General features: G+C 39.0%; 21 protein-coding genes. 13 read left to right on the top strand and 8 right to left on the bottom strand.

Going from position 1 to position 26,582, the window contains the following annotated elements:
• Window positions 1–39: 39 nt before the first annotated feature.
• The 3 genes from H8S90_RS01695 to rpoN all read right to left on the bottom strand — a co-directional run bounded on the left by H8S90_RS01695 (window position 40) and on the right by rpoN (window position 3,675).
• Window positions 40–1,080 carry an agmatine/peptidylarginine deiminase gene (locus tag H8S90_RS01695; protein ID WP_187340903.1) on the bottom strand — a complete coding sequence of 347 codons (1,041 nt, stop codon included), beginning with the start codon at window positions 1,078–1,080 and terminating at the stop codon, window positions 40–42.
• Between the two features lie 38 nt (window positions 1,081–1,118).
• Window positions 1,119–1,988 (bottom strand): carbon-nitrogen hydrolase, encoded by an 870-nt coding sequence (locus H8S90_RS01690; protein WP_187340902.1) that lies wholly within the window; start codon window positions 1,986–1,988, stop codon window positions 1,119–1,121.
• Between the two features lie 211 nt (window positions 1,989–2,199).
• Window positions 2,200–3,675, bottom strand: a complete 1,476-nt coding sequence (rpoN, locus tag H8S90_RS01685) for an RNA polymerase factor sigma-54 (RefSeq protein ID WP_187340901.1) — start codon at window positions 3,673–3,675, stop codon at window positions 2,200–2,202.
• A 190-nt stretch (window positions 3,676–3,865) separates the two neighbouring features.
• Here rpoN and mscL point away from each other — a divergent pair, with 190 nt between their 5' ends.
• Window positions 3,866–4,255: a large-conductance mechanosensitive channel protein MscL gene (mscL, locus tag H8S90_RS01680; protein WP_187340900.1), complete on the top strand. Its 390-nt coding sequence runs from the start codon at window positions 3,866–3,868 to the stop codon at window positions 4,253–4,255.
• Between the two features lie 76 nt (window positions 4,256–4,331).
• Here the strand turns inward: mscL and H8S90_RS01675 are convergent, their stop codons facing one another.
• A complete protein-coding gene (locus tag H8S90_RS01675) occupies window positions 4,332–5,138 on the bottom strand; it encodes a ChaN family lipoprotein (RefSeq protein ID WP_255501763.1) in 807 nt (268 codons plus the stop codon).
• A gap of 352 nt (window positions 5,139–5,490) precedes the next feature.
• Here H8S90_RS01675 and rpmH point away from each other — a divergent pair, with 352 nt between their 5' ends.
• The 4 genes from rpmH to tsaB all read left to right on the top strand — a co-directional run bounded on the left by rpmH (window position 5,491) and on the right by tsaB (window position 7,091).
• Entirely contained in the window at window positions 5,491–5,649 is a 159-nt protein-coding gene (rpmH, locus tag H8S90_RS01670) for a 50S ribosomal protein L34 (RefSeq protein WP_146380590.1), read from the top strand.
• Between the two features lie 74 nt (window positions 5,650–5,723).
• Window positions 5,724–6,131, top strand: a complete 408-nt coding sequence (locus H8S90_RS01665; protein WP_187340898.1) for a ribonuclease P protein component — start codon at window positions 5,724–5,726, stop codon at window positions 6,129–6,131.
• The gene (gene yidD, locus H8S90_RS01660; RefSeq protein WP_187340897.1) at window positions 6,100–6,348 is read left to right on the top strand and encodes a membrane protein insertion efficiency factor YidD; all 249 of its coding nucleotides are present in this window, start codon (window positions 6,100–6,102) and stop codon (window positions 6,346–6,348) included. Before H8S90_RS01665 ends, yidD begins: the two co-directional genes overlap by 32 nt.
• Before the next feature lie 26 nt (window positions 6,349–6,374).
• A complete protein-coding gene (tsaB, locus tag H8S90_RS01655) occupies window positions 6,375–7,091 on the top strand; it encodes a tRNA (adenosine(37)-N6)-threonylcarbamoyltransferase complex dimerization subunit type 1 TsaB (protein ID WP_187340896.1) in 717 nt (238 codons plus the stop codon).
• On the opposite strand, the gene H8S90_RS01650 is transcribed toward tsaB, so the two are convergent.
• Window positions 7,081–9,723 (bottom strand): hypothetical protein, encoded by a 2,643-nt coding sequence (locus H8S90_RS01650; RefSeq protein WP_187340895.1) that lies wholly within the window; start codon window positions 9,721–9,723, stop codon window positions 7,081–7,083. The two genes, tsaB and H8S90_RS01650, sit on opposite strands and share 11 nt — an antisense overlap.
• Before the next feature lie 87 nt (window positions 9,724–9,810).
• On the opposite strand from H8S90_RS01650, the gene H8S90_RS01645 reads away from it, so the two are divergent.
• Together H8S90_RS01645 and priA are read left to right on the top strand one after the other, a co-directional pair.
• Window positions 9,811–10,197, top strand: coding sequence for a DUF423 domain-containing protein (locus H8S90_RS01645; protein ID WP_187340894.1), 387 nt, complete (start codon window positions 9,811–9,813; stop codon window positions 10,195–10,197).
• 19 nt (window positions 10,198–10,216) lie between these two features.
• Window positions 10,217–12,703, top strand: a complete 2,487-nt coding sequence (gene priA / locus H8S90_RS01640; protein WP_187340893.1) for a primosomal protein N' — start codon at window positions 10,217–10,219, stop codon at window positions 12,701–12,703.
• Window positions 12,704–12,712: 9 nt separating this feature from the next.
• Here the strand turns inward: priA and H8S90_RS01635 are convergent, their stop codons facing one another.
• Window positions 12,713–13,441, bottom strand: a complete 729-nt coding sequence (locus H8S90_RS01635; RefSeq protein ID WP_187340892.1) for a hypothetical protein — start codon at window positions 13,439–13,441, stop codon at window positions 12,713–12,715.
• 163 nt (window positions 13,442–13,604) lie between these two features.
• Here H8S90_RS01635 and H8S90_RS01630 point away from each other — a divergent pair, with 163 nt between their 5' ends.
• The gene (locus H8S90_RS01630; RefSeq protein WP_187340891.1) at window positions 13,605–14,261 is read left to right on the top strand and encodes a protein-L-isoaspartate(D-aspartate) O-methyltransferase; all 657 of its coding nucleotides are present in this window, start codon (window positions 13,605–13,607) and stop codon (window positions 14,259–14,261) included.
• 31 nt (window positions 14,262–14,292) lie between these two features.
• On the opposite strand, the gene smpB is transcribed toward H8S90_RS01630, so the two are convergent.
• Both smpB and H8S90_RS01620 read right to left on the bottom strand, forming a co-directional pair.
• Window positions 14,293–14,742 (bottom strand): SsrA-binding protein SmpB, encoded by a 450-nt coding sequence (gene smpB, locus H8S90_RS01625; RefSeq protein WP_187340890.1) that lies wholly within the window; start codon window positions 14,740–14,742, stop codon window positions 14,293–14,295.
• Between the two features lie 72 nt (window positions 14,743–14,814).
• Window positions 14,815–15,471, bottom strand: coding sequence for a metal-dependent transcriptional regulator (locus H8S90_RS01620; protein WP_187340889.1), 657 nt, complete (start codon window positions 15,469–15,471; stop codon window positions 14,815–14,817).
• A 50-nt stretch (window positions 15,472–15,521) separates the two neighbouring features.
• Here H8S90_RS01620 and panB point away from each other — a divergent pair, with 50 nt between their 5' ends.
• The 5 genes from panB to treY all read left to right on the top strand — a co-directional run bounded on the left by panB (window position 15,522) and on the right by treY (window position 26,493).
• On the top strand, window positions 15,522–16,337 hold the full coding sequence (gene panB / locus H8S90_RS01615) for a 3-methyl-2-oxobutanoate hydroxymethyltransferase (RefSeq protein WP_187340888.1): 816 nt from the start codon (window positions 15,522–15,524) through the stop codon (window positions 16,335–16,337).
• Between the two features lie 86 nt (window positions 16,338–16,423).
• Window positions 16,424–17,902 (top strand): S10 family peptidase, encoded by a 1,479-nt coding sequence (locus H8S90_RS01610; protein ID WP_187340887.1) that lies wholly within the window; start codon window positions 16,424–16,426, stop codon window positions 17,900–17,902.
• 392 nt (window positions 17,903–18,294) lie between these two features.
• The gene (gene glgX, locus H8S90_RS01605) at window positions 18,295–20,430 is read left to right on the top strand and encodes a glycogen debranching protein GlgX (RefSeq protein WP_187340886.1); all 2,136 of its coding nucleotides are present in this window, start codon (window positions 18,295–18,297) and stop codon (window positions 20,428–20,430) included.
• Complete coding sequence (gene treZ / locus H8S90_RS01600) at window positions 20,420–22,294, top strand: malto-oligosyltrehalose trehalohydrolase (RefSeq protein WP_255501762.1); 1,875 nt, start codon at window positions 20,420–20,422, stop codon at window positions 22,292–22,294. The genes glgX and treZ overlap by 11 nt, the downstream gene beginning before the upstream one ends.
• Window positions 22,295–22,296: 2 nt before the next feature.
• Complete coding sequence (gene treY / locus H8S90_RS01595) at window positions 22,297–26,493, top strand: malto-oligosyltrehalose synthase (RefSeq protein WP_187340885.1); 4,197 nt, start codon at window positions 22,297–22,299, stop codon at window positions 26,491–26,493.
• Window positions 26,494–26,582 lie beyond the last annotated feature (89 nt).

Genomic DNA, 26,582 nt, shown 5'->3' with positions numbered 1-26,582 from the left:
TAACTGTTTACACTTTATCTATGAAGTCGCATGCGGTCCTCAAATGGCTGGTTCTTGCTGGCTTAAACAGTGCCAACTGCCTAACCCCCAGATAATATCCGTGCTATCTATGCCAATAACCTTTCGGGAAGGGAAACACAATGATATAATGTCTAATGCTTTTTGATCATTTTTGTCCCGATATGTTGGAACAATTACTGCAGCATTACATATGTAGAAATTTGCATATGACGCCGGTAAACGCTGGTCTTCGTATATCAACGGCGATGGCATGGGGAGCTCAATTATGTTGAGCTGTTTTCCATCAATTAGACGCATTTCTTTCAGCAGTGTTAAATTATCCTGGAGAGGAGCGTAATTTTCATCGGTTTTATTTTCTTCAATAACGGTTACTACTGTATCTTGATTTACAAAACGTGTAATATCATCAACATGTCCATCAGTATCGTCCCCTACAATACCGTCTCCAAGCCAAAGCACCTGCTCGACACCGTAATAATTACACAGATATTCTTCTATCTGATGTTGGTTTAATTTGGGATTGCGGTTGGGATTAAGTAAACAGGAAGTTGTAGTTAATACAGAACCTGCTCCATTAAAATCGACAGAACCACCTTCCATTACAATATTTGGATAGTAGACGGGCAAACCAAGTGCCTCTCCTATTAACGTTGGAATTACATCATCTAAATCATAAGGTGGATATTTGTCCCCCCATGCATTGTACCCCCAATCTACAATAGCTTTATTTTGCATACCAGCCGGATTGATGAGAAAGGCCGGTCCATGATCTCTGCACCACGCATCATTTGTTGGATGATTGTAAAAAACAATATTGTTCATGTCTGCTCCCGCCTCGATTAAATGACTAATAGCTTCATGTTGTAACCGATCATTTGAAATATTAATGCAAACCTTCTCTCCTTGAGCTACCGTTTTTATAAATTGACTGTAGGGCTTGTAAACGTCATTTAATTTGCCTGGCCAGCTAGCTTCTTTATGTGGCCAACTTAACCAGGTGGCTCGGTGTTTGTACCATTCTGCCGGGAAAAAAAATCCTTTATCTTTTGGAACAATCATCTCTGTATATAATATTTGACTTTTTATTTGATTAATAATTAATCCTCGTCAATAAATCGTTTCGTTATTAAGTTATAGCTGTCAATTCGTCTGTCACGCAAAAAAGGCCAATGCGAGCGGTAATAATCAGATTGATTGAGATCTATCTGGGTAACCTGTGTTTCTTCCTCATCGTGAGGTGCCTGGTAGAGCAAGGAACCGAAGCCATTTGAAATAAATGAACCGCCCCAGAACCGAACGCCCGCTTCTTCGCCTACGCGGTTGATGGATACTACGGGTATGCCGTTAGCTACAGCGTGAGATCGCTGGATGGTTTGCCAAGCATTATACTGTTCAGTGTTCGTGCCTGCATCCTGTGTTATAGCCCAACCTATGGCTGTAGGATAAAACAAAACCTCTGCTCCCATTAGTGCCGTAATTCTTGCTGCTTCCGGGTACCATTGATCCCAACAGATTAAAACACCTACTGTTGCAAATCTTGTTTTAAAAACTTTATAACCTAAATCTCCGGGTGTGAAATAGAATTTTTCATAGAAGCCCGGGTCGTCAGGAATATGCATTTTTCGATATTTTCCTAAATAGCTGCCATCTGCATCAATCACGGCTGTAGTGTTATGATAAAGACCTTGTGTTCTTTTCTCAAACAAAGAGGCGATTATTACAATGTTATGTTCTGCTGCAATTTTGCTTAGCGCGTCCGTTGAGGGGCCGGGTATCGACTCAGCCAGAGCGAAATTGTCGTAATTTTCTTCATCGCAGAAATAAAGAGAGGTAAATAATTCTTGTAAACAAACAATTTGTGCACCCTTTTCAGCTGCTTCTTTAATTTTTTCCAATGCTCTTTGCAAATTAACGGCTTTATCCGCTACGCAACTCATTTGTACAGTTCCTATATTGACTTTAGACATATCACTCTTTTTTTCTTTACAAAGATAGGGTTTAACTGTTAAACCATACCAACAAAAATCCTTTAGATTGTTGCCTTAAATGTGATTATATCAATGTATAGCATCAGTTATAGTATTATTCGTGGAGGTGACTATCATCTCAAATTGTACTTTAAGTTTTAGGTCTATGAAATGAATAGACACCAAATACAACGAAGGAAATTTTATCTACTTAAAGTTTTTTGCGAAGCCTGGCCACGGGAATATTCATAGCTTCGCGGTATTTGGCCACGGTACGTCTAGCGATGGTATAGCCTTTTTCTTTTAAAATTTCCGTCAATTTTTCATCCGCTAAAGGCTTTCGTTTATCCTCATTAGCAATGCACTCTTCTAGAATTTTCTTAACTTCCTTATTGGAAACTTCTTCTCCGCTATCTGTTTGGATTGCTTCGGAGAAAAAAGATTTTAACAAAAAGGTGCCAAATTCTGTCTGTACGTATTTTGAATTAGCCACTCTCGAAACCGTCGAGATATCCATGTCTATTTTATCTGCGATATCTTTTAAGATCATGGGCCTGAGATTCCGTTCATCACCCGTTAAAAAGTAGGTATATTGGTAGTTCATTATGGCATTCATGGTTTTAAGTAAGGTTTGTTGACGTTGCTTAATAGCATCTATAAACCATTTTGCCGAATCAAGTTTTTGCTTGACAAATTGCACGGCCTCTTTCATCTTCTTATCTTTTTGAGCGGCCTTATCATAGTGATCAAACATTTCCTGATAGGAGCGACTCACACGTAACTCGGGTGCGTTTTGTGCATTGAGTGTTAACACGAGGATACCGTCGTTGTTCGAAATATGAAAATCAGGGATAATATGCAATTGTTTGCCTGTGACAGCCCCAGAATCACCCGGTTTAGGGTTTAGCTTTAAAATTTCATCAATAATTTTTTTTAATTCATCGGAATTAATATTAAGTACGCGCTCTAACTTGTCATAATGTTTTCTTGTAAACTCTTCCAAATAGTTTTCAACAACCAGAATTGCTTCCTTTACAATAGCGCTGTCTTGATCTTTCTTTCTCAACTGTATCAGCAGGCACTCCTGGAGATCGCGTGCTCCTACGCCCGGAGGGTCGAATGTTTGTATAATTCTTAAAATATCCTCTACTTCTTCCTCGCTAGCTATGACATTTTGTGAAAACGCTAAATCGTCAATCAAAGAAACAATCGGGCGTCGCAGATAACCGTCGTCATCTAGGCTACCAATTATCTGTTGGCCAATTAAGAAATCTCTATCATTTAATGCTAAGAGATCCAACTGTTGCTGAAGGTTTTCAAAAAAAGAATTTTGTATGGCAATTGGCATCTCTTTTCGATCTTCATCATCATCACTGTTGTTGTTTACGTTGCCGGCATAATCACTTATATCGTCATTCTGTAAATAGTCATCCACATTAAATTCGTCTGCATCTCCATTTTGATCTTCACTATTAAAGTTATCTTCATCAGGGTCTCTATCTGGATATTCTTCGGTAGGTTCATTCATATTGGCAAGGCTGATGTCTTCCAATGCAGGGTTTTCTTCCAACTCTTCCTTAATGCGGGTATCTAAAGACACAGTGGGGACCTGCAGCAGTTTAATAAATTGGATCTGCTGAGGTGATAATTTTTGAAGTAATTTTTGCTGTAAACTTTGTTTTAGCATATTTTTTAACTTGACACTAAGATTATCTTCAATGAGAGAGATTTTATCTGAGTGCAAAAGTACGTAATTTTAGATGAGTAGGCCATATTGGCAGGTGTAATTTCTATTTATTTATTTTAAAATTTTAAAGGAATAAACAAAAATATTTACTTTAGTGTTACAAATGAATATTTAACTAAAATAATAGAGTATGGGTTTCGTAAAAGAATTTAAAGAATTTGCCATGCGTGGCAATGTTGTAGACTTGGCTGTCGGTGTAATTATTGGCGGTGCATTTGGACGTATTGTGACTTCGTTGGTAGAGGATATCATTACCCCAGCGATATTAACACCTGCGCTGGAAGCAGCAAATCTTGATAATTTGGCCGATCTGGTAATTCCTGGTACTGCCATTAAATATGGTAATTTCATATCGCAGGTTATTTCTTTTATTATTATTGCCTTTGCTCTTTTTCTTATTATAAAGGGTATTAACAATTTTAAAAAGGCAGAGGAAGCAGCTCCGGAAGAACCAGCAGCTCCATCTAAAGAAGAAACCCTTCTTGCTGAGATTCGCGATTTATTGAAGACCAGAGGCTAGTAAATTTTATAGTTTAAACCAGTTCTGCTAAGTTCGTATGGGCAGAACCGGTTTTCTTGTAAAAACTCATCTTTTTTTAAAAGCTTCTTTTGATATTAGGGTTGGTGAGGATAATATAGTCGCCAAGTTCTTGAAAATCCTCCCATTGTGGTTTTTCAAAATCCTCATGGGAAAAACACGATATATTGATGGCTTTTAGATAAGGAGCGTATTTTCTTAATTGTTGAAAAGTTCCCAGTTTTTCATCGCTATGGAAACGGCCATTGATATGTAGTATTTTAGTTTCTCTTAGGCTGTCAGCAAGTTTACTGATTCTGTATGCCATCGTAGCATCCCATAGATTTTGACTTTGATAAATCTTCGCCCCGGAGAGTTTATCATGTCCACCCATTATCTGGACAAACTTTTCGTAATAAGGGCCGATGAGTGTATCAATAGGTAGAGGTGCTAGCAAATTCTTTCCCGATTCGCTTAAGTGTGTTAAACTTTCGAGGCCATGTCTGGTTACGCTATTAGTGTATCGACTGGGGGCATTTGCCGCAAGAACCGGTGTTTGCTTTATTCGTGCAAATTCTATTAGCGGTTCATAATCTTTATAGTTATTCCAGAGGCGGCCATCCTTAGCGAGATTAGACGGTGTTATTAGACCACTAAGGTATTCATCCAATACAAGTTGAGTGTCGCTTTGAAACATTTCCAGAGATAAAGCCACATTTTTGTAACGCTGCTCTAAAAGCCGAAATAATGCAAGCTCTATACGATGCCCGATAGAGTCGTTATGTTCTTCGCCAAAAAATATTACATCAATTTTTTTTAAATTTTTGTTCAGCTTTTCTAAAGATATTTCCTTCTTCCTTTTTGTGTCGAAGATTTTGTAGTTCAAGAGAGAGTCTTGTTTGGCAAGGAGATTGATAGGAAATGTTTGTATTGTAAATAGGCAGATGCAGCCTATTAGTAATGATTGGTAATTGAAATATCTCATAAACAAAACTAATTAGAATCATTCTAATTTCAAGGGTGAATATTTTTTTATTACAATTCCAGTGGTAGTTGTAGTTGTTCTTTTATAAAGAATAAAGACATTCTATTGAAAAAAATATTTGATTATTAAGGAATAAGCCTTACATTTGCACTCTTGTTTTTTAAAGCAATAGAAAGCACTTATAGCAATATTTAATAGTGGTGGTGAAGACCGCTTTAAGTTTGTGGTAGTTAAAATATAAAAAATTACACTGATGAAAAGAACATTTCAACCTTCGCAACGTAAGAGAAGAAATAAGCATGGTTTTAGGGAGCGCATGTCTTCAGCCAATGGTAGAAGAGTATTAGCGGCTAGAAGAGCTAAAGGCAGAAAACGGTTAACAGTCTCTGACGAACGCCGTCATAAGGCTTAAGTTTATTTTTCCGGTACCCAGCTTATACCCGAAGCCTGCACCGGTTTCGATTATGGTCTTTAGCATGGTTACTAATGGCAAAATATACATTTAAAAAGGAAGAGCGACTTTGTAATAAAAGACTTTTGAAAAGTCTTTTTCAAGGTGGCTCTTCTTTTATTTTCTATCCTTATAAAATAACCTTTACAAAAGTCCAACATCTTTCTTACCCTGCTCAGGTGGTTATATCTGTTCCAAAGCGTCGTTTTAAACGGGCCGTTGATCGCAATTTACTTAAGCGAAGAATGCGTGAGTCCTATAGATTGGACAAAGAAGTTATGTTATATCCATTTTTACGTGAGAGGGAGCAACGCGTATTGATAGCGATACAATATATTGGGAAGGAAATAATTTCGTACCGTAAGGTACACCGCAGGATGAAAGATGCATTGCTGAAATTTCAAGTGGAATATGATAAATTACCTTTGGAATCGAGTAATTAAAGGGATAATAAGTAGCGTTTTTTTGGCTGTTATCAGACTATATCAATTGTTAATTTCTCCGCTGTTTCCGGGTACATGTCGGTATACGCCTACTTGTTCGCAGTATGGTATAGAAGCAATAAGAAGATACGGTCCGTTTAAAGGGGGATGGCTTACTTTAAAGCGAATCAGCCGTTGTCATCCTTGGGGCGGACATGGTCATGATCCGGTACCATAGTATATTTTATTATTATTCGATAATATATGAATATTTTGCATATTGAAACAGCTACCGCCACCTGTTCTGTAGCACTTAGTATAAATGGGGTATTGGTTTCCTGTCGGGATCACCATGAGCATAATGCGCATGCGTCTATGCTAACAATTTTCATTAAGGAGGTTATGGCAAAATCAGGCCTAGAAATGAAAGATTTGGATGCTATAGCTGTTAGTAAGGGGCCGGGTTCTTATACAGGCTTGCGCATTGGTGTTTCAGTAGCCAAGGGTATCTGTTATGCTTTGGATATTCCTTTAATTGCGATCAATACGTTGGATGCTATGGTGACTGGTTATATAGATCAACTGAAAAGTCTTAGGAAAGATGATTTGTCTCTAGATAGTTTATTTTGTCCTATGATTGATGCACGTAGAATGGAAGTTTACACAGCTATTTATCGGTTAGATTTGCAGCCACAAGAAGCTACAGCAGCTAGAGTAATAGATGAAAATACTTTTGATCATTTGACAGAAAAATATCAACTGGTTCTGTTTGGCGATGGTGCAAATAAATTAAGTAGCCTTTTTGAGCAATCAGAAAGAATTAAAGTAGTTAGTGGATTTCAAAACTCAGCACGTTATCTGCTAAAAGAAGCAAAAGAAAAATTCAACAATCATCAATTTGAAGATGTAGCTTATTTTGAACCTTTTTATTTGAAAGACTTTGTGCCTACTACGCCTAAAAAACGCTTTTTTAGTCAATGACATAAGCTGCCAGCTTTTTGTCGCCCTTGCTGAGGAGAACATATCGGTGTCCGTCGTTTTTTAGCTTCCCATAGTAAAAATCGGGCAAACCTTCAACCGGAAAACTTTTTATAATAGAACCGTCTTCATCAAATACATACAGGAGTTTTGCCATAGATGAAATGCCTAATGTTTTCCGATTATTTGTCGTAGGGAAATATAGAAGTTTGGTGTTTATTTCGGTATCGAAGGTATGATCATAGTGTAATGTACTATCCTTGCTGTTATAAACATGAAGTTGTTTTTTATCAATAAAAATAAGTTCAGGGATACTATCGCCAAGGAGATTTGCTGTTTCAAAATGATGATTTTCTGACCATCTTCCTAAATTCGTTCTAGTTAGGTTTTTGTCAAAATAAAAACTCAGCAACATTCCACTGGTGTCTGTTGTTATTATACGAGATTCTTCTGGTGTTCCGGGAGTGATTTCAATGCTGAATGTATTTTTAAACTTATTTTTGCTTTCAGTTACATCAATTAAGCTACTGTTATGATTGAAATAATAGATATTTCCTATATCTGTTAACGCTATTATGTAATTGTGATCATTTAGGAGCGCAGTTTTTAAATTATGGACGATATTTCCTTGTACAGTTTTATTTTCCCACTCGGATAAAGCCTTGCCATTTTCATCATACGCGAAGATGCGTTGGTAACCAGGAATGAACACTTTAAAATCGCTCTGTTGAGGGTTAAATATTGTTAATCCATTACTTGCTTCATGAGGAATTGCAACGGGAAATCCAGGTGATGAATTACCATTTGTATTAAATCGGTAAAGTCTGTTTGCTGTATTAAAAATAATACTCCTATCAGGTAATTGCTGTATACTTCCTAAGATTTCTCCAGAAAGGGAAGTTCGCCATAATTCTTTCCCATCCGAGGATAATGCGTATAATACGTTACTTTGATCCTGAGTAATAATAAAATTTGCAGAATCATTGTAAGCAAAAACTTGTGGTGGATAATTAATCTCTTGGTTGAGACCAAATTCCCAAACTGGCTCGTTAGCGTCTGTTGATGGTAGCGAGTATTTCGCAATAAAATTACTGTAGAAGTTTCCGTTATAACCCGATAACTGATAAGAAAAAGCATAGAAATTCTTGTAGTCGAAGGCGCTTGTGTCACTATACGCTTTTTCAAACGGGACTTGTAAAGTCCGTCTTAAGTTTCGGGCGGCATTTTCGTTATTAATAAAAAAGGAAATATTTGATTTGTCTGAGCGTAACTTATTAAACGCTAAATAAGGTAATGTGTTTACTAATAACCGTTGTTCTTCATATTGTTTTCGGTACTGTTGGAGTGTACTAATGGTATTGGCACAGACCATATAGTTGTTGATAATAGTGAAATACGGTCGTTGAAAAGGCAGCATTGGGTCGCCAAAAGAGTAGTATAGCAGGTTAGAATTATCAAACCGTCGCATATTCTCCGCCGCTGGACTACTTATCTTTTCAATCATCTTAACAAAATCCGAGGAATCTTTTAACTTTACTATGCCGATATTTTCTCTGGTATTTAGTTCCACAGATGCGAATTCATTATCCCACGCTGATAAAAGCTCTTCATTAATATCGACTTTTTTTGAAGATTTTATGAGGTTGAGCTGATCATTTATTCGATTTAACTGTTTTCTTTTATCTAATAACTGTGTTAACTGATTATGGAAAGACGGGTAATCGGAGAAGGTAAATGCGGCGTAAGCAGCAGTATTTGCTGTAAGTATTTCTTTCAGTTGTTCATCGCTAGCCTTTTGGTGGGTATATAAAGCTAGGTAACTCTGGTTATTGGCATCAACTGTGCTTTGGCCGTTAAACATCAGTGCGTCGCTTTTGAAATTCATGTTTAGCGACGACATCCCCTTAAGACCTTCCAATAGTTGAAGATTGTTGCCAGGTTTAACCCGCGTTAAATCGGTTACGAGTTTAAAAAGTTGATCATGATTGAGATGTAAGTTGAAAATAGCATTGTTGTTTTTGTGGCTGTTTTCATTCAGCTCCTGAATAAAGTTTGACGAAAGGTGTGGTTCTTTGTCGTCTAAGGCTTTTTCTATAAGATTTTTGTCAAAGCTCAGCAGTGCAGTTCCCGACCTAAAAGCAATGAAGAAAGGCCTCTTGAGTTCATCTAGGGTGACTTGGTAAAGGTTTTCCGCGATACTGTCTGGTTTTGCTTGCCCGATATTTCTTATAGCAGTATTCAGTTTTGCATAAGCTTCTTCCTCATTTACTTTTACTCTGAAAGGGATTGTAATTAAGTAACCGATCCTTTCTTTAGTGGGATGGAAGGAAAAATAGAGTGTTTGTTTAGCGATTAGCTGAGCGAGATCCGATGGCTTTAATACTTGTTTGTGTAAAAAAGTCAGTTCATGTTGCGCTTCTTTACCGATAACTGCCTCAAAAATTTCGAAATCATCGAATATATTATAAAATGATTGATCATTTTGAAAAGAAACAAGAAAAGCCGCATCAGCAGGAATATGCATAATGGTACGATTCTGCGACCGACTATTATCGTGAAGGCTTTTAAAATATAGGACTGCCGCAGCAATAACTGCAACAAACAATATGCTGGTAAGTATTATAATTTTTCTCATGGTGCCATAGCAAAGGTAAAAAATTAACGCCGACCAAGTGAAAATGTAATAGGTTTATTAAATTAGCCGCTAAAACAAATCCAATTAATGAACAAACGTATCATACTGACCGCTGCATTCTTTGGGATGATTGCAGTTATATTGGGAGCTTTTGGAGCACACGGCCTCTCCGGGAAAATTAGTGAACAAAGTATAGAGAACTGGCATACAGCAGTTAACTACCAGTTTTATCATACGCTTGCATTACTTTTTTTAGCTACTTTTTCCAGAGCTAAAAACACGCTTATAAATGTGTCATATTTTGCTTTTACCATCGGAATATTGTTGTTTTGCGGATCATTATATCTTTTATCAACTAGAGAAATTACAGGTATTTCGGAAACTCAAATATTAGGTCCTGTGACTCCGATAGGTGGAGTTGCTTTTATCCTCGGTTGGGTAACATTATTTTTGGCCACACTTAAGGGTAGATAATGTCTTAATTTATGCACTTATGATAGAATTTCAAGTAAGCGAACATTTGCCGGAACGGGTAACGTTGTTTGTTGATGTTGTGTTGCCGCTGGCTATTTCAAAAACTTATACCTATCGTGTGCCAAATGAGTTAAAAAACAAAGTGGCAATTGGTAAACGAGTGATTGTTCAGTTTGGAAAAAGCAAGATTTATGCAGCTATTGTTTACGATATCTCAACTAAGGCCCCTAATCGTTATGAGGCCAAATATATTCTGGATATTTTGGATGATCAACCAGTTATTACCCCCAAGCAATTACGTTTGTGGGATTGGGTGAAAGAATATTATCTATGTCACTTGGGTGAAGTAATGCAGGCGGCTATGCCAGCTGCATTGAAATTGGCTTCTGAGACTAAAATTATTGCTGCTGATAATAGTGAAATAGATCGTTCACGTTTAAGCGATAAAGAATACCTGATTTTAGATGCTTTAGATGTAGCTGGGGAATTGAAAGTAGGTGATGTTGTCAAACTTTTAGGGCAGAAGACAGTGTTTCCTTTATTGAAAACGCTGCTCAATCGCGGGGCTATTCTTATATCCGAAGAAATAAAAGATCGCTACATACCAAAGAAAAAAGCATTTTTGATATTAAACATAGATTTAGAACGTGAGGAAGAAAAAAGAATCTTAGTAGAAAGTTTGAATCGCGCGCCAAAACAGCAAGATGCTATCTTAGCCTATTTTCAGTTAAAAAAGAAGCAAATCCATATCTCGAAAAGCGAATTGTTGGAGGCAAGTGGATGCGGAACATCGGCACTAAAAGCATTAATAGAAAAGAAGGTTTTTATAGTTGAAGAAAAAGTAGTGAGTCGGCTGTATGATGAAGATGCGGGTGTAGAAGCATCTTTTTCATTGAGCGAGAGTCAGCGTATTGCTTTAGAAGATATAAAAAAGCAATTTGCTGAGAAAGATGTCGTCTTGCTTCAAGGCGTAACTGCTTCAGGAAAAACACAACTTTACATTCGTTTAATTGAAGATGCATTGGAAAAAGGAGGTTCGGTATTATATTTACTTCCGGAAATTGCCTTGACTTCGCAGATTGTTGAGCGTTTAAGGTTGCATTTCGGTAAACATGTAGGGGTTTATCATTCTCGATTTAACGATAATGAAAGAGCTGAAGTTTGGCAGAAAGTGCTTAGTGGAGAAATTAAGGTGGTGCTTGGAGCACGGTCATCTGTTTTTCTGCCATTTAATAAACTCACGGCTGTTATAGTTGACGAAGAGCATGAAACTTCATTCAAGCAGTTTGATCCTGCTCCAAGGTATCATGCTAGAGATACAGCCATTTATTTAGGATATATACATCAAGCGAAGGTGTTGCTAGGGTCGGCCACGCCATCTGTTGAGACATTTTATAACGCAAAAGCCGGCAAATATGGCTTTGTTCAATTGAATGAACGTTTTGGAAGTGCCGTGTTGCCTACTATATGTGTGGTAAACCTAAAAGAGGACGGAAAAAATAAAGCGGATCAGTCTTATTTTAGTGAGGTATTGATTGATGAAATAAAGCAGGCTCTGATAAGAAAAGAACAGGTCATTCTTTTCCAGAACAGGAGAGGGTATACATCAATGTTCATGTGCCGAACCTGCGGCTATATACCTAAATGTACCAATTGTGACGTAAGCTTAACTTATCATAAGAGTAATAATAAGCTGCATTGCCATTACTGTGGTTTTAAGGAGGAACCTATTCAGGTTTGTCCAGCATGTGGTTCAACACATATAGAAAATAAAGGAATAGGCACAGAAAGAATAGAAGAAGAGCTTTCTGTCTTATTACCTGAGGTAAAGGTTGGACGCTTGGATTTGGATTCCACAAGAGGTAAGGATAGCTTTGAGCGGATAATTACAGATTTTGATGAACAACGGTTCAATGTATTGGTAGGTACCCAAATGGTAGCAAAAGGGTTAGATTTCGGAAAAGTGACGGTTATAGGCGTTATCAATGCAGACACTTTGATCAGTTATCCGGATTTTAGGGCTTTTGAAAGAAGCTTTTCTTTATTGTCGCAAGTAAGTGGAAGAGCCGGTAGAAGAGGGTTAAAAGGGAAAGTAATTATACAGGCTTATGCTACGAAGCACCGTGTATTGGAACAAGTGATTAATCATGATTATGAAGGGATGTTTATGACGGAGGTTGCCGAGAGGAAACACTATAGCTATCCTCCTTTCTTTCGTTTAATAAAAATCGATATTAAACATAGGGAACAACAACATGCGCATGCCTGTGCGCATAGGCTGGGCGCTTCATTACGTACACTTTTTGGCGATAGAGTGTTGGGGCCAGAAGTACCCTTGATTGGCCGAATAAGGAATTATTATATCTATACCATATTATTGAAGATCGAACGCGACGGAACGAGTATCAATAAGGTGAAAAATGCATTACAAAATGCATTATTATCTTTTGAGACTGAAAAGGCCAATAAGGGATGTTTTGTTCAAATAGATGTCGACCCCTATTGAATTCTTTATTTAATAAAGCGTTCCAAAATTGAACTGTATTCCAAGCGATCCTACAGGTGCAAAGAAATACTCCCACTTTTCCCTGGAGTGCGGAGTATCGGGAGAGCTGGCTCGTTCGGTCTTTTGATAACTATATGCGATGGTAAAATTACTTTCAGCCACAACAGTCAAATAAGGTAATACATTGAACTTTATCCCAATGAAAGGGGAAGCCAAGGCTGAATTTTTTCTGTCAATAACTTCTTGTTGGCTTTGTTCCGCTAAACTATTGTATTCTTCACGAGCATACTTTTGGTTCATATATCCAATATCCAACCCGAAATAAGGTTGAATCCGTGTATAGGTGATATTCTTTTCAAAACCTATTTTTAAGGCTGTATTTTGCAGTTTCCCGCCAATCTGTTCGCAGTTTAAGCAGTTTTTATTTGACGATACGTCATTGTTAAAATAAATACCGGTTATCCTGTAGCTAATCTGATTATCGTTAAATTTAAAGGTCAAGCCGTTAAAGGCTGAGGAGTAAAATTGCTCTCGCTCCGGATTATTGAATATTTGGGGGAATTGCTCCAAAGCAAAAGCCCTAAGCGCTACAGAATACATAAATTCTGACGAATAGGGTTTTTGCAGGTTATTCGGTACATGTATTTGATTGTGAGAAGCAGTATCTATGCGCACAACTTGGCTCCGTGATATAAAAACAGCTAGTAAAAATAATATGGATAATAAGTATCTTTTCATCTTGCAAGAATTAATGCCACGAAATTAACAAAAAAAACACTGAATAGTCGTTTAGTAAAATTGGGTATATTTAAAATATAAACCTCAAGTCTTTAATATATTAGACTTTTTGAATCATTTAAACTTCTTAAAGTGCTTTAACAAGCTTATTTTTGGAGGAATAATGGCTTATAAATTTATAGATAATTATCGTGAAAAAGGTGCCAGGAAACAGCTGGTAGAAATTCTTAAGAAAAGAGGGATTGAGGATGAAGGTGTGTTAAAAGCGATGGGGAAAGTGCCACGCCATTTTTTCTTTGACGAAACGTTCTGGAACCAAGCATATAAGGATATAGCTTTTCCTATTGGTGATGGGCAAACTATCTCGCAACCATACACCGTAGCTTACCAGACGGAGCTTTTGCATATTAAGAAGGGGGATAGTATATTGGAAATTGGGACAGGTTCTGGCTATCAAACTTGTATTTTGATGGAGCTGGGAGCAGAAGTTTATACCATAGAGCGTCAAAAGGCGCTGTATGATCGCACCATTAAAGTACTCCCATATATGGGGTACCATCCTCATTTTTTTTTGGGTGACGGTTCGAAAGGCCTCCCAGAACATGCACCATATAACAAAATAATTGTCACAGCGGGAGCGCCTTTCGCACCTCAGATCATGCTCAAGCAACTAATCATAGGAGGAATCTTGGTTATACCTGTGGGTAACGAGAAGGAGCAGAAAATGACTACATTTATAAGACTGGCAGAAAATGATTACGAAAAAATAGAACTTGATACTTTTCGTTTTGTACCATTAGTGGGCCATCAGGCCTGGTAATTCCTAACCATACACATCGTCAAACTTGTTATTAGAATTTCAGCGCCCTTGATAGTTCTCGTTTAGTGTCCCGTTCTTTAATGCTCTCACGCTTGTCGTAGTCCTTTTTTCCCTGTGCGAGGGCTATCTCAACTTTTGCAAAACCTCTGGAACTCATAAAGATCTTGAGCGGCACCATAGTAAAACCTTTTTCCTCGCCCTTTACCTTGAGCTTGTTCAATTCTCTTTTTGTTAATAAAAGTTTTCTGTCGCGCTTTGATTCATGGTTATAGAAAGAACCATGAGAATACTCTGCGATGTGCATGTTACGTATATAGAGACCGTCATTTAGAAAAGCACAGAATGCATCAGAAATATTAGCTTTAGACTGTCTAATCGACTTGATTTCTGTTCCCAATAATTGAATCCCGGCAACGTACTTTTCTAAAATATGATATTCAAAGTACGCCTTTTTATTTTTTATATTGATGTCGTTTGACATAGTTTTTATATTAAAATAAGGAAATTTTTACTTATTCAATCAAGCGTTTGCACGCTGATAGATTAAATAGTTTTATAATATGAAAATATTTTCTGCTACTTTCTGAGATATGGTCACTTTTTTGTTGTCAATAATAATTTCCATCGAACCGTCAAAGTCAAATCGGCTAATAATATTAACCGTATTTCCAATAGCAATTCCTAAATTAGATGCATATTGCAAAAAATCAGGACTGTTGTCTCTTACACCATTGACTGTCGTTTTTTGACCGATTACTCCTTCTGCCAATGTTTTTCTACTTTTAGTTAAAAGCTCCCCATCAGCCGAGGGGATCACGTCGCCATGTGGATCAAATTGTGGAAAGCCTAAATATTTGTCCAGCCGTTCAACAAGTTTTTCAGATTTAATGTGTTCTAGTTGTTCGGCAACCTCGTGTACCTCGTCCCAGCTAAACCCTAGTTTGTCAAATAAGAACGTTTCCCAGAGTCGATGTTTTCGAACAACAGCAATAGCGTGGGTACGTCCTTGGTCGGTGAGTGATATTTTTCCATACTTTTGATAATCAACTAAACCCTTTTCCTTAAGTTTCTTTAACATATCGGTTGCGGTCGCAGGCCTAACATTTAAATGAGCAGCTATTTGATTTGTGCCAGCTTCCTGTTGTTTGTTGCCTTCTTCCGAAATATGGAGTAACACCTTTAGGTAATTTTCTTCTGTGATAGATAACATACAGCAAAGGTAAATAAAAAAGTATTCAACCGGATTATTACCTTTGCTAGATGTCAGTACATAAAGATGTAAAACGAATTACGGTGAATAACATCTTAGAGATGAAATTAGCCGGCGAAAAAATATCAATGTTAACCGCCTATGATTATTCAATGGCAAGTATTCTGGACGCGGCAGGAGTTGATATTATCTTAGTAGGTGATTCTGCAGCCAACGTAATGGCTGGCTATGAAACTACTTTACCTATAACGCTTGATCAGATGATATACTATGCAGCTTCCGTTTCCAGGGCTGTTAAAAGGTCCTTGGTTGTGGTAGATCTACCGTTTGGATCCTATCAAGGGAATCCTTATGATGCTTTAAATGCTGCCGTTAGAGTAATGAAAGAGACAGGCGCTCATGCGATTAAACTTGAAGGGGGGGCAGAGATAAAAGATAGTATCGAATGTATAGTTAATGCCGGCATACCCGTAATTGGGCATTTAGGATTGATGCCGCAATCAGTAAACGCGTATGGAGGCTACGGGCTACGGGCTACGGGAGTACACGAAGCTCATAAGCTGAACACCGATGCTCAATTATTGCATGAATTAGGTTGTTTTGCAGTAGTGTTAGAGAAAATTCCGGCCAAATTAGCGAAAGAAGTGACTGATCATTTACGAATTCCTACGATAGGAATAGGTGCCGGACCTGATACTGATGGTCAGGTGCTTGTTATCAACGATTTACTGGGAATGACCAAGGGGTTTAAACCCAAATTTGTTAGACAATATCTAGACCTTCACGCGGTTATCAGCCAGGCTGTAGAACAATATGTTTCTGATGTCAAAGCTTTTTCTTTTCCAAACGAAAAAGAGCAGTATTAGCCACTGGTAATAACGCTAGGCTCTTTGTAATAATGTTGCGATAAAATATGTCATGTCTTTTTATTATGTATTTTTAGCTAAAAAATATGAGAGGATTTTACTTAACAATTATTGCAAGCATCATGCTGTTCCAATCTGGTTTGGCCCAACAGTATCTCCCTATTGATACAGTGGTTAGTACTAAACACAGCGCTACTATCAATGGTCAACGGGTGAATTATGAGGCTAAAACCGGTATGCAACCCTCTTGGAATGAAGAGGGGGAGGCTGTTGCTGCTATTAATTATACATATTATGAACGCACCGATATCCAAGATAAGGCTAGCAGACCGTTAGTTATTTCATTCAATGGCGGGCCTGGTTCGGCATCGTTGTGGATGGAAATCGGTTACACAGGCCCACGAATGCTGACCTTGGATGACGAGGGGTATCCGGTGCAGCCCTACGGTGAGATGAGAGATAACCCGTATTCTATTCTTGATGTTGCAGATATTGTCTATGTTAACCCGGTCAATACCGGTTATTCACGTATTTTAGAAAAGGATACAGATAAGAAATTATTCTTTGGAGTCAACGCGGATATAAAGTATTTAGCTGCTTGGCTAAATACCTTCGTGACACGGATAAATCGTTGGCAATCGCCCAAGTATTTGATTGGAGAAAGTTACGGAACCACGCGTGTCTCTGGGTTAGCTTTGGAGTTACAGAATGCACAATGGATGTATTTAAATGGGGTCGTGTTGGTTTCACCTACTGATCTGGGATTGAAACGTGAAGGGCCTGTGGAAGCGGCATTACGCTTGCCTTATTTTGCAGCTGCAGCTTGGTTTCACCAAGCGCTGAGTACGGATCTTCAACAGAAAGATTTGGATGATTTACTGCCAGAAGTAGAATCTTTTACATTAAATGAATTTTTACCGGCTATAACCAAAGGCGGTTCACTGTCAAAAACTGAAAGAGAACAAATTGCCGAACAGGTTGCGCGTTATGCTGGCTTAGAGAAAAAGGTTGTGCTGCAGCAGAATTTTGATATATCGACATGGTTTTTTTGGAAAGAACTGCTCAGAGATCGTGGACTTACCATTGGCCGACTGGATTCGCGTTATCTGGGGGTCGACAAAAAAGATGGTGGCGAAAGACCTGATTTCAATGCAGAGCTAACTTCTTGGTCGCATTCTTTTACACCTGCAATCAATCATTATTTGCGGAATGAGTTGAATTTTGCAACAGATGTTAAATATAATGTTTTTGGATCAGTGTATCCTTGGGACCGTTCAGACGATCACACCGGTGAAAACTTGCAACAGGCAATGGCACAGAATCCATATTTACATGTATTGACGCAGTCTGGATATTATGATGGAGCTTGCGACTATTTCAATGCAAAATATAATATGTGGCAGATGGATCCTGGAGGTAAATTTCAAGATAGAATGAGTTTTAAGGGATACAGAACAGGACATATGATTTATATGCGGCAGCCAGATTTAAAAGAGGCAAATGAAGATTTACGCCTGTTTATTAAAAACACCTTGATAAAAAAAGGAGAACCAGCGAAATACTAACTGGTTATTCATTAACACATGGTCGTAATAAAACGGGGATGCCTTATTTAAAAGACATCCCCGTTTTATTACGTGATCTAAACAAAAGACCTAAACAGACTGTTAGAGAAAGACAGTGAAAGCTATTAATTGAACGTATAATCACCTATGAAAAGATCAGTCAGTAGCTCTTAGTGCACTAAGTAAATTTAGCAATAGGAAGTTGAACAGCAGATGAATTACATTTATGTATAAACCATGTGCAGAATTTTTTTTCTAGCATGGTAGTAAGTAAATTTTGAATATCGAAGGCTCCTTGCCAGCGAGAAGCAAGAGGCCTAACACTGGTTAAAAGCTGCCTAGTTGGTTCTTGAGCACTATTAATTGAATATTGACGAAAAAATATTTACTAAATGAAAAGAAAAATATATCCTGGTAAACCCTATCCTCAGGGCACTACCTGGGATGGCAAAGGCGTAAATTTTACCTTGTTTGCTAAAAACGCTACAGGAGTAGAACTGTGTTTGTTTGATTCCGATCGGCCAGATGCTCAAGAAGAACGTATTGTGATGGAAGAACGTACGCACGAAGTTTGGCATACTTACTTGCCGGATGTTAAGCCAGGACAAAAATATGGTTACCGGGTGCATGGTCAGTATAAGCCCGAAGAAGGCCATCGCTTCAACGCAAATAAATTGCTTATAGACCCTTATGCAAAAGCTATTGCAGGAGTAATTGACTGGCATGATGCTAATTTTGGTTATGAAGTGGGTGATGAGAATGAAGATTTGAGTTTTAATGAAAGTGATAATTCATCTTTCATACCGAAATCAGTAGTAATTGACCCACAGTTTGATTGGGAGGGCGATCAGTTGTTGGGAATTCCTTATCATAAAACCATTATATATGAGACGCATGTAAAAGGATTTACGAATCAACATCCGGACATACCGGAAGAAATTAGAGGTACTTATGCCGCTATCGGACATCCGGTAGCCATTGATTACCTAAAAAGTCTCGGTATTACCGCTATCGAGCTGCTGCCAATACATCAATTTGTAAACGATAGACATTTAGTTGAAAATGGATTAAGTAACTATTGGGGATACAATACAATTGGTTTTTTTGCACCAGATGTTCGTTACAGCTCCTCTGGAGTAAATGGGGAACAGGTTACCGAATTTAAAAATATGGTTAAAGCTTTGCACAAAGCGGGAATTGAGATTATCCTGGATGTCGTATATAACCACACGGGGGAGGGTAACCACTTAGGACCAACCTTAAGCTTCAAAGGTATCGATAACGCTTCCTATTACCGTTTAACAGAGGATAATCCACGGTTTTATATGGATTATACGGGCACTGGAAATACCTTAAACGCGAATTTACCCAGCGTGCTACAGCTTATTATGGATAGTTTACGTTATTGGATAACGGATATGCATGTAGATGGATTCCGGTTTGATTTGGCTGCCGCTTTGGCTAGAGAATTTCACGATGTAAATAAATTGAGCGCTTTTTTTGATATCATTCACCAAGATCCGGTCATCTCTCAGGTAAAACTAATCGCCGAGCCCTGGGACGTAGGAGAGGGAGGATATCAAGTAGGAAATTTTCCCGCTGGTTGGGTAGAATGGAACGGCAAATACCGCGATTGTATACGCGACTATTGGCGGGGTGACAATAGCATGCTGGGAGAGTTTGCACAGCGTTTTACCGGAAGTTCTGATCTGTATATGGACGATTATCGCAGACCTACTGCGAGTGTTAATTTTATTACTGCTCACGATGGTTTTACCATGAATGATCTGGTTTCATATAATGAAAAACACAATGAAGCAAATAACGAGGACAATAATGATGGGGAAAATCATAATCGCTCCTGGAATTGTGGGCAAGAAGGCCCTACCGATAATGATGAGATCAATCAATTGAGGTCTCGGCAAAAGCGTAATCTAATGGCAACGCTATTGCTTTCTCAGGGCGTTCCCATGCTGTTAGGCGGAGATGAGATCAGTAGAACCCAACAGGGAAATAACAATGCTTACTGCCAAGATAACGAAATTTCTTGGTTTGATTGGAAAAATACGGACCAGGATATGTTAAACTTTACAAAGGCAATGATACATCTTCGAAAAAATCACCCTACTTTCTCCCGGAGGAAATGGTTTGTTGGTCAGTCTATAAAAGGTTTAGGTGTAGAAGATATTGCTTGGTTTTTACCAGAGGGGATCGAGATGCCTGATGAAAACTGGGATCATGATTTTGCTAAGTCGTTGGGTGTATACTTAAATGGTGACGGCATACGTCAGGTCAATGAAAAGGGAGAGAAAACTTATGATGATCATTTTTATATCATTTTTAACGCTCATCACGATACCTTGGATTACAAACTGCCAAAGAGCAAATATGGTAGAGAGTGGGTTAAGGTGGTAGATACGCATTCCTTTGTGGTCGAAGATAGTACAGTTTATAATCCGCAAGAGACTATCAGCATCGAAGGCCGTTCGATTATGGTCCTTCGCTGTGAACGAAAAAATGGCAAGTAGAAGAAAAGCTAATGGTGTACAGATGGAAGAAGTAAATATAAAGCAACGTACATTGGGCGTAAATCTAGGTTCAAAGCACACAGAGGTGTCTTGTTGGGCGCCACTTAAAAAAAAGATAAGCATCGTTTTCGCGGATAAAAGAAAATCGATACCCTTGAAAAAAGACTCCTTTGGTTTTTGGAAAGCAAACATAAGGGGGCTACATGGTGGTGATAAATACAAATTTAAAATAGACGATGAGCAGGAATATCCGGATCCTGCTTCCTTGTCCCAGCCGGAAGGGGTACATGGCTATTCGATGGTGACGGATCTCAGCAGCTATCAGTGGAGGGATCAAAAATGGACAAATCACCCACTGAGAGGTTATATCATTTATGAACTACATGTCGGCGCTTTTACTCCTGAAGGAACGTTTGTTGCTGTAATAGATCGTTTAGATTACTTAATTGAGTTGGGTATAACGGCTATTGAAATCATGCCAATTGCGCAATTTCCCGGTGATCGAAACTGGGGCTATGATGGCGTGTTTCCTTTTGCTGTACAGCATAGCTATGGAGGAGCCCACCATTTTCAGCAACTGGTGGATGCCTGTCATCAGAAAGGATTAGCAGTAATTTTAGACGTCGTTTTCAATCACTTGGGACCAGAAGGTAATTACCTTGGTGCATACGGGCCTTACTTTACAGAGAAATATCAAACACCTTGGGGAGCAGCAGTTAATCTTGACGACGCTTATTGTGATGGAATGAGGCAATTCATCATCGAGAATATGTTGATGTGGTTCAGAGACTTTCACGTAGACGCCCTACGCTTAGATGCGGTTCATGCGATGAAAGATTTTAGCTCTAAACCTATTTTGCGGCAAATGCGTTTAATCTTAGATCAGCTAAGTAAATATACCAAACGCCCTTATTATTTGATTGCAGAATGTGACCTGAATGATCCCAAATATATTCGAAGTACCGAAAAGGGAGGGTATGGTATGCATGCGCAGTGGGTTGATGAGTTTCATCACGCTTTACGTGTGAGCGTAGGAGAACCTGCTAAAGGTTACTACACTGATTTTAAGGGAGTAACAGACCTGGCGAAGTCCTATCGAGACGCCTACGTCTTTGATGGTCAGTATAGTGGGCATCGCCATAAATATTTTGGTGATCGCGTGACGGCAAATAAGGGAGAACAATTTGTGGTTTTTTCACAGAACCATGATCAGGTGGGCAATCGCATGTTGGGAGAACGTAGTGCCAAGTTGTACAGCTTTGAACTGCAGAAGCTGTTATTGGGTGCAATATTGGTGTCTCCTTACATGCCCATGCTTTTTATGGGAGAAGAATATGGAGAAACCAATCCCTTTCTATATTTTGTAAGTCATACCGAAAAAAAGCTTGCACGTGCTGTACGGGAGGGGCGGCGTAAGGAATTTAAGGATTTTCATGGTAGCGCCGAAGCACCAGATCCCAATCTTTTAAATACCTTCGAACGATCGAAATTACAATGGTCGCTCTTAGCAAAAAAAAGACATCGACTACTTCACAACTACTATAAGGTCTTTATAGCATTTAGAAAGACGAATCAAATATTGAGAAAACCTGATCGAAAGCGATTTCAAGTGAGCGGTTTGGAAAAGGAAAAAGTATTGGTCCTATTGAGAGAAGATCGTTCGCACCGGATCGCTGCTATATTGAATTTTGATACCAAATCGCATGTTATTACGCTCGAACAGGGGCAGGAACCGTGGAAAAAACTTATTGGTTCTTCGGATGAAGAGTGGGGAGGTAAGTGCAATATGCCCAATGAACTTTCAACGTCAACACTTACTGTGCCCTCGTCATCTATCAGTGTGTACCGCTCAAAAAAGCTTTAATTATGGCAACATTTTATCCTTTATCTACTTATCGTCTACAATTTCATAAACAATTTACCTTTCAAGATGCCGAAAAAATTGTACCCTATTTAGCTGCTTTGGGTGTGGACGCAGTATATGCTTCGCCTATATTTAAAGCTACGCCGGGAAGCATGCATGGATACGATGTGATAAATCCGCAAGAAATCAATCCTGAAATCGGTAGTATGCCGGAATTTAAAGCCTTGGTTCAATTACTTAAGCAGCACAACATTGGGTGGGTGCAAGATATTGTGCCAAACCACATGGCATTCCATATGAAGAATATCTGGCTGATGGATGTACTCGAAAAGGGCAAACAGTCGGCTTATGCCTCCTATTTCGATACGGCTATGGGCAGTGATTATTTTGAAGGCCCTTTGATGGTACCTTTTTTGGGCGTGCCGTTGGAAGAAGCCATTGCAAAGGGAGAGCTACAACTTGCCTTAGAGGGTAACGCGTTGGTTTTAAGTTATTACGATAACTATTATCCCGTAAATTTTCATACCTATCAATTGGTATTGACGGAAGGAGCGGCAAAAATGCCCGCCGGCATAACGCAAATCCAGTCGGTTTTAGCACACTTGAACGAAAATGACGAGGGGAGCGTGTTTCAGGAACATTTGCTTGCGTTTGAAGAGGCCTTCATTGAAGCTTTGAAAAAAGCAAATTTTAAAAAGTGGTTAAAGCAACGTTTAAAGGAGGCAAACACTCCCGTTCAATTAAAAAAGATAGTAGCCGCTCAATATTACGAGCCCTGCTTTTGGCAAGAAACGGATAAGCGCATAAATTACCGTCGTTTCTTTACGGTTAATAGCTTAATATGTTTAAACGTGCACCTTCCCGAAGTTTTTGAAGCCGTGCATCGTTTACCTAAAACGTTGCTTGACGAAGGTTTAATACAGGGGCTTCGTATTGATCATATAGATGGATTGTCGGACCCCACCGCGTACGTGAATCAGTTAAGGTCATTTGTGGGAGAAGAAGTGTATATCGTGGTTGAAAAGATTCTGGCACATGATGAAGTGTTACCGAAATATTGGCCGATAGCGGGAACTTCAGGATACGATTACCTTGGGTGTACCAATAAACTGTTTACGGAAGCGGGTGCAGAAAAAAAAATCACCAATTATTATACGAGCCTTATTGCGGACGAAAAGCAAGCTACGGAACAGGTTCCGGAAAAGAAAATGCTGATTTTGAAGGAGCATATGCAAGGAGAGCTGGATAATATTTTTCGGTATTTGAAACGACTGAAACTTTTACCTAGCAAAATAGGAAAAACCTATCAGGAGCATGTCCGATTAGCTATTGCTCAATTTTGGACAGCTTTCCCGGTATATCGTTTTTATGGCAATGCACTGCCATTAGATGCAACCGAGCAGGAATTGCTTAGGTCTCTCTTTATCCGCTTGACGAATGAGCATCCCCTTCTTCAAGATGCTTTTCAGTTTTTAGCTGAACTATTTATCGGTAATCAATCCCGTAAAAGTACATCCTATAAAAGGAAGGTAGCATTGTTTTATCAACGGCTTATGCAGTTCAGTGGCCCGCTTATGGCCAAAGGGGTAGAAGATACGTTGATGTATACCTATAACCGATTTATTGCGCACAATGAGGTGGGAGATCATCCTACGTTCTTTTCTATGCCTGTTGATGCTTATCATCAATGGATGCAAAAAAGATTACTTAAGTGGCCATTTGCCATGAACGGTACTTCCACGCATGATACTAAAAGGGGAGAGGACGTTAGGGCAAGGCTTCAAGTTATTGCTTCGCTTTATCGTCAATGGCTGGAAGTGTTTGAGCAGATCAAAAAAGAACATCCTATACTAGATATCGATTGGAATGATGCCTATTTTGTCGTACAGACATTGATAGGTACATATCCTGTGGAAAAAGCGGAATTACCCACATTTAAAGAAGAGCGGTTGAAAACGTACCTGCAGAAAGCCTTGCGGGAAGCGAAAGTACATAGTGGGTGGACAGATCCAAATGAGACTTACGAGCATGCAGCTCACACCTTTGCGGTTTCTTTAATGGAAGGATCATCTTGGACTTTACTTCTGCCATTTATCCAAGAAATACAAGATTGTGGTATGATAAATAGCTTGGCGCAATTGGTGTTAAAGTTAACGGCTGTTGGCGTGCCTGATATCTATCAGGGAACAGAATTGTGGGATTTGAGCTTGGTCGATCCTGATAATAGAAGGTCTGTTGATTATGAAAAAAGAATACACTTTTTAGAAAGTTATCGTAGAGGTGTTTCATTAGATACGTTATGGAAAGACCGGGAAAGTGGGCGCATTAAGCTATATCTACTGCAATTGTTGCTTCGATACCGTCGGGAACGACCTTTTTTGTTTGCTGACGGCTTCTATCTTCCGCTTAAAGTCAGCGGACGATATCGTGATCATGTTTTAGCTTTCGCGCGCCGTTATAAACAGCATTGGAGTATTACGGTGATTCCTCTGCATATAGCGCATATATGGAACGGCGATCTTACCGCAATAGAAACCTTTCATTGGAAGGATACTGCAATAAGTTGGCCGGAGGGAGCGCCGGTTACTTATAGAAATGTACTCGATGGTAAAGAGGGGACTGCAAACAAAAAAGTGCTATTGAAGGATATTTTCGATACTTTTCCTTTAGCGGTTCTAGAGGCTAACGAAGAGCCAAGTGAACGCAGCGTTGGTGTGCTACTGCCCGTTTTCTCTTTACCGGGGCCATTCGGTTTGGGCGACTTTGGTAATTACGCGCAGAAGTTTATTCAATATTTAGCAGATGCAAAACAACGTTACTGGCAGCTATTGCCCTTGAATCCGAGTGGCAAAAATGAATTTTATTCACCCTATAGTGCGATCTCCGCAATGGCTGGAAGTCCACTTTATATCAGTATGGAAAAGCTCGTAGCTAACGGATACTTAAAAAAAGAAGATCTCCTTCAAATGGTAGTTGAGGCTACAGATGAGGTTAACTATGCAATGGCTGAAAAGGCAAAACATAGTCTTTTAAAAAAGGCCTATCACCAGTTTTCGTTATTGCCCGAACAAGATCATCGGGTAATGGATTTTGATAATTTTTGTAAACAGGAAGAGACTTGGCTTGAAGACTTTGCTATTTATGCGGTGCTTAAAGCTAAGCATAAGCAGCAGCCTTGGTATAAATGGCCAGAACGCTTTAAGGAACGGCATCCTGCTGCTATCGAAAAATTTAAAGCGAACGAAAGGGAAGCTATTCGTAATGTGCAATGGCAGCAATATATATTCTTTCAACAATGGCAGCAGTTGAAACGTTATGGCAATCGTTTAGGTATTCAGTTTTTTGGCGATATACCATTCTACGTCAACTATGATTCGGCTGATGTTTGGAGCCACAGGGAACTTTTCCTCTTAGATAAAAACGGCAAAATGCGCGGGGTTGCGGGTGTGCCTCCTGATTATTTTAATGCGGAAGGACAATTATGGGGAATGCCTGTTTTTAACTGGAATAAGATGAAAGCAACGGGATACCAGTGGTGGATCGAAAGGGTGAAGAAAAATATGGAGTTGTATGACTTGGTGCGGCTTGATCACTTTCGTGCATTTTACGATTATTGGGAAGTGCCCGGCAATGCAAAAACTGCAGAAGCCGGAAGATGGAAGAAAGGCCCAGGTATAGCTTTCTTTCAAGTGCTTGAGAACGCGCTTGGTGCATTGCCTTTCGTTGCTGAAGATTTAGGGGATATTTCAGACGGTGTATATACTTTACGGGACGATCTGCATATGCCGGGCATGAAGGTGTTGCAGTTTGCTTTTGGAAAAAATCTTCCCCATTCACCACATGCTCCACATAATTATAGCCCTAAGTTTGTGGGATACACCGGCACACATGATAATAATACTGTTGTTGGTTGGTACCAAGAGGACATTGATCAACGTACCAGGAAACAATTGACGTCCTATAGCGGACAACAAGTAACTGAAAAGAATGTACACGAAGTTATGGCTCGTCTGGCATATGCATCTGTAGCGGATATCGCTATTTTACCCATGCAGGACGTGCTGGGGCTAAGCGGAGAGACTCGGACGAATAAACCTGCCACTACTGGGTCTAACTGGAAATGGCGATTGAAGAAGAAACAATTGGACAAAGCTACGTTCCGTTGGATATCCGATATGGCACTATTATATGGTAGGTGAATTTTTTCTTGCTCATAATCAGTATGTAATATAAAATATTTACATTTTTTTTTGAATATTGAAACTAAGCGCTATTTTTGCAGTCCCGA

This window comes from Olivibacter sp. SDN3, from assembly GCF_014334135.1.
Lineage (GTDB): Bacteria > Bacteroidota > Bacteroidia > Sphingobacteriales > Sphingobacteriaceae > Olivibacter.
This window is presented reverse-complemented; position numbering and strand designations above follow the sequence as displayed.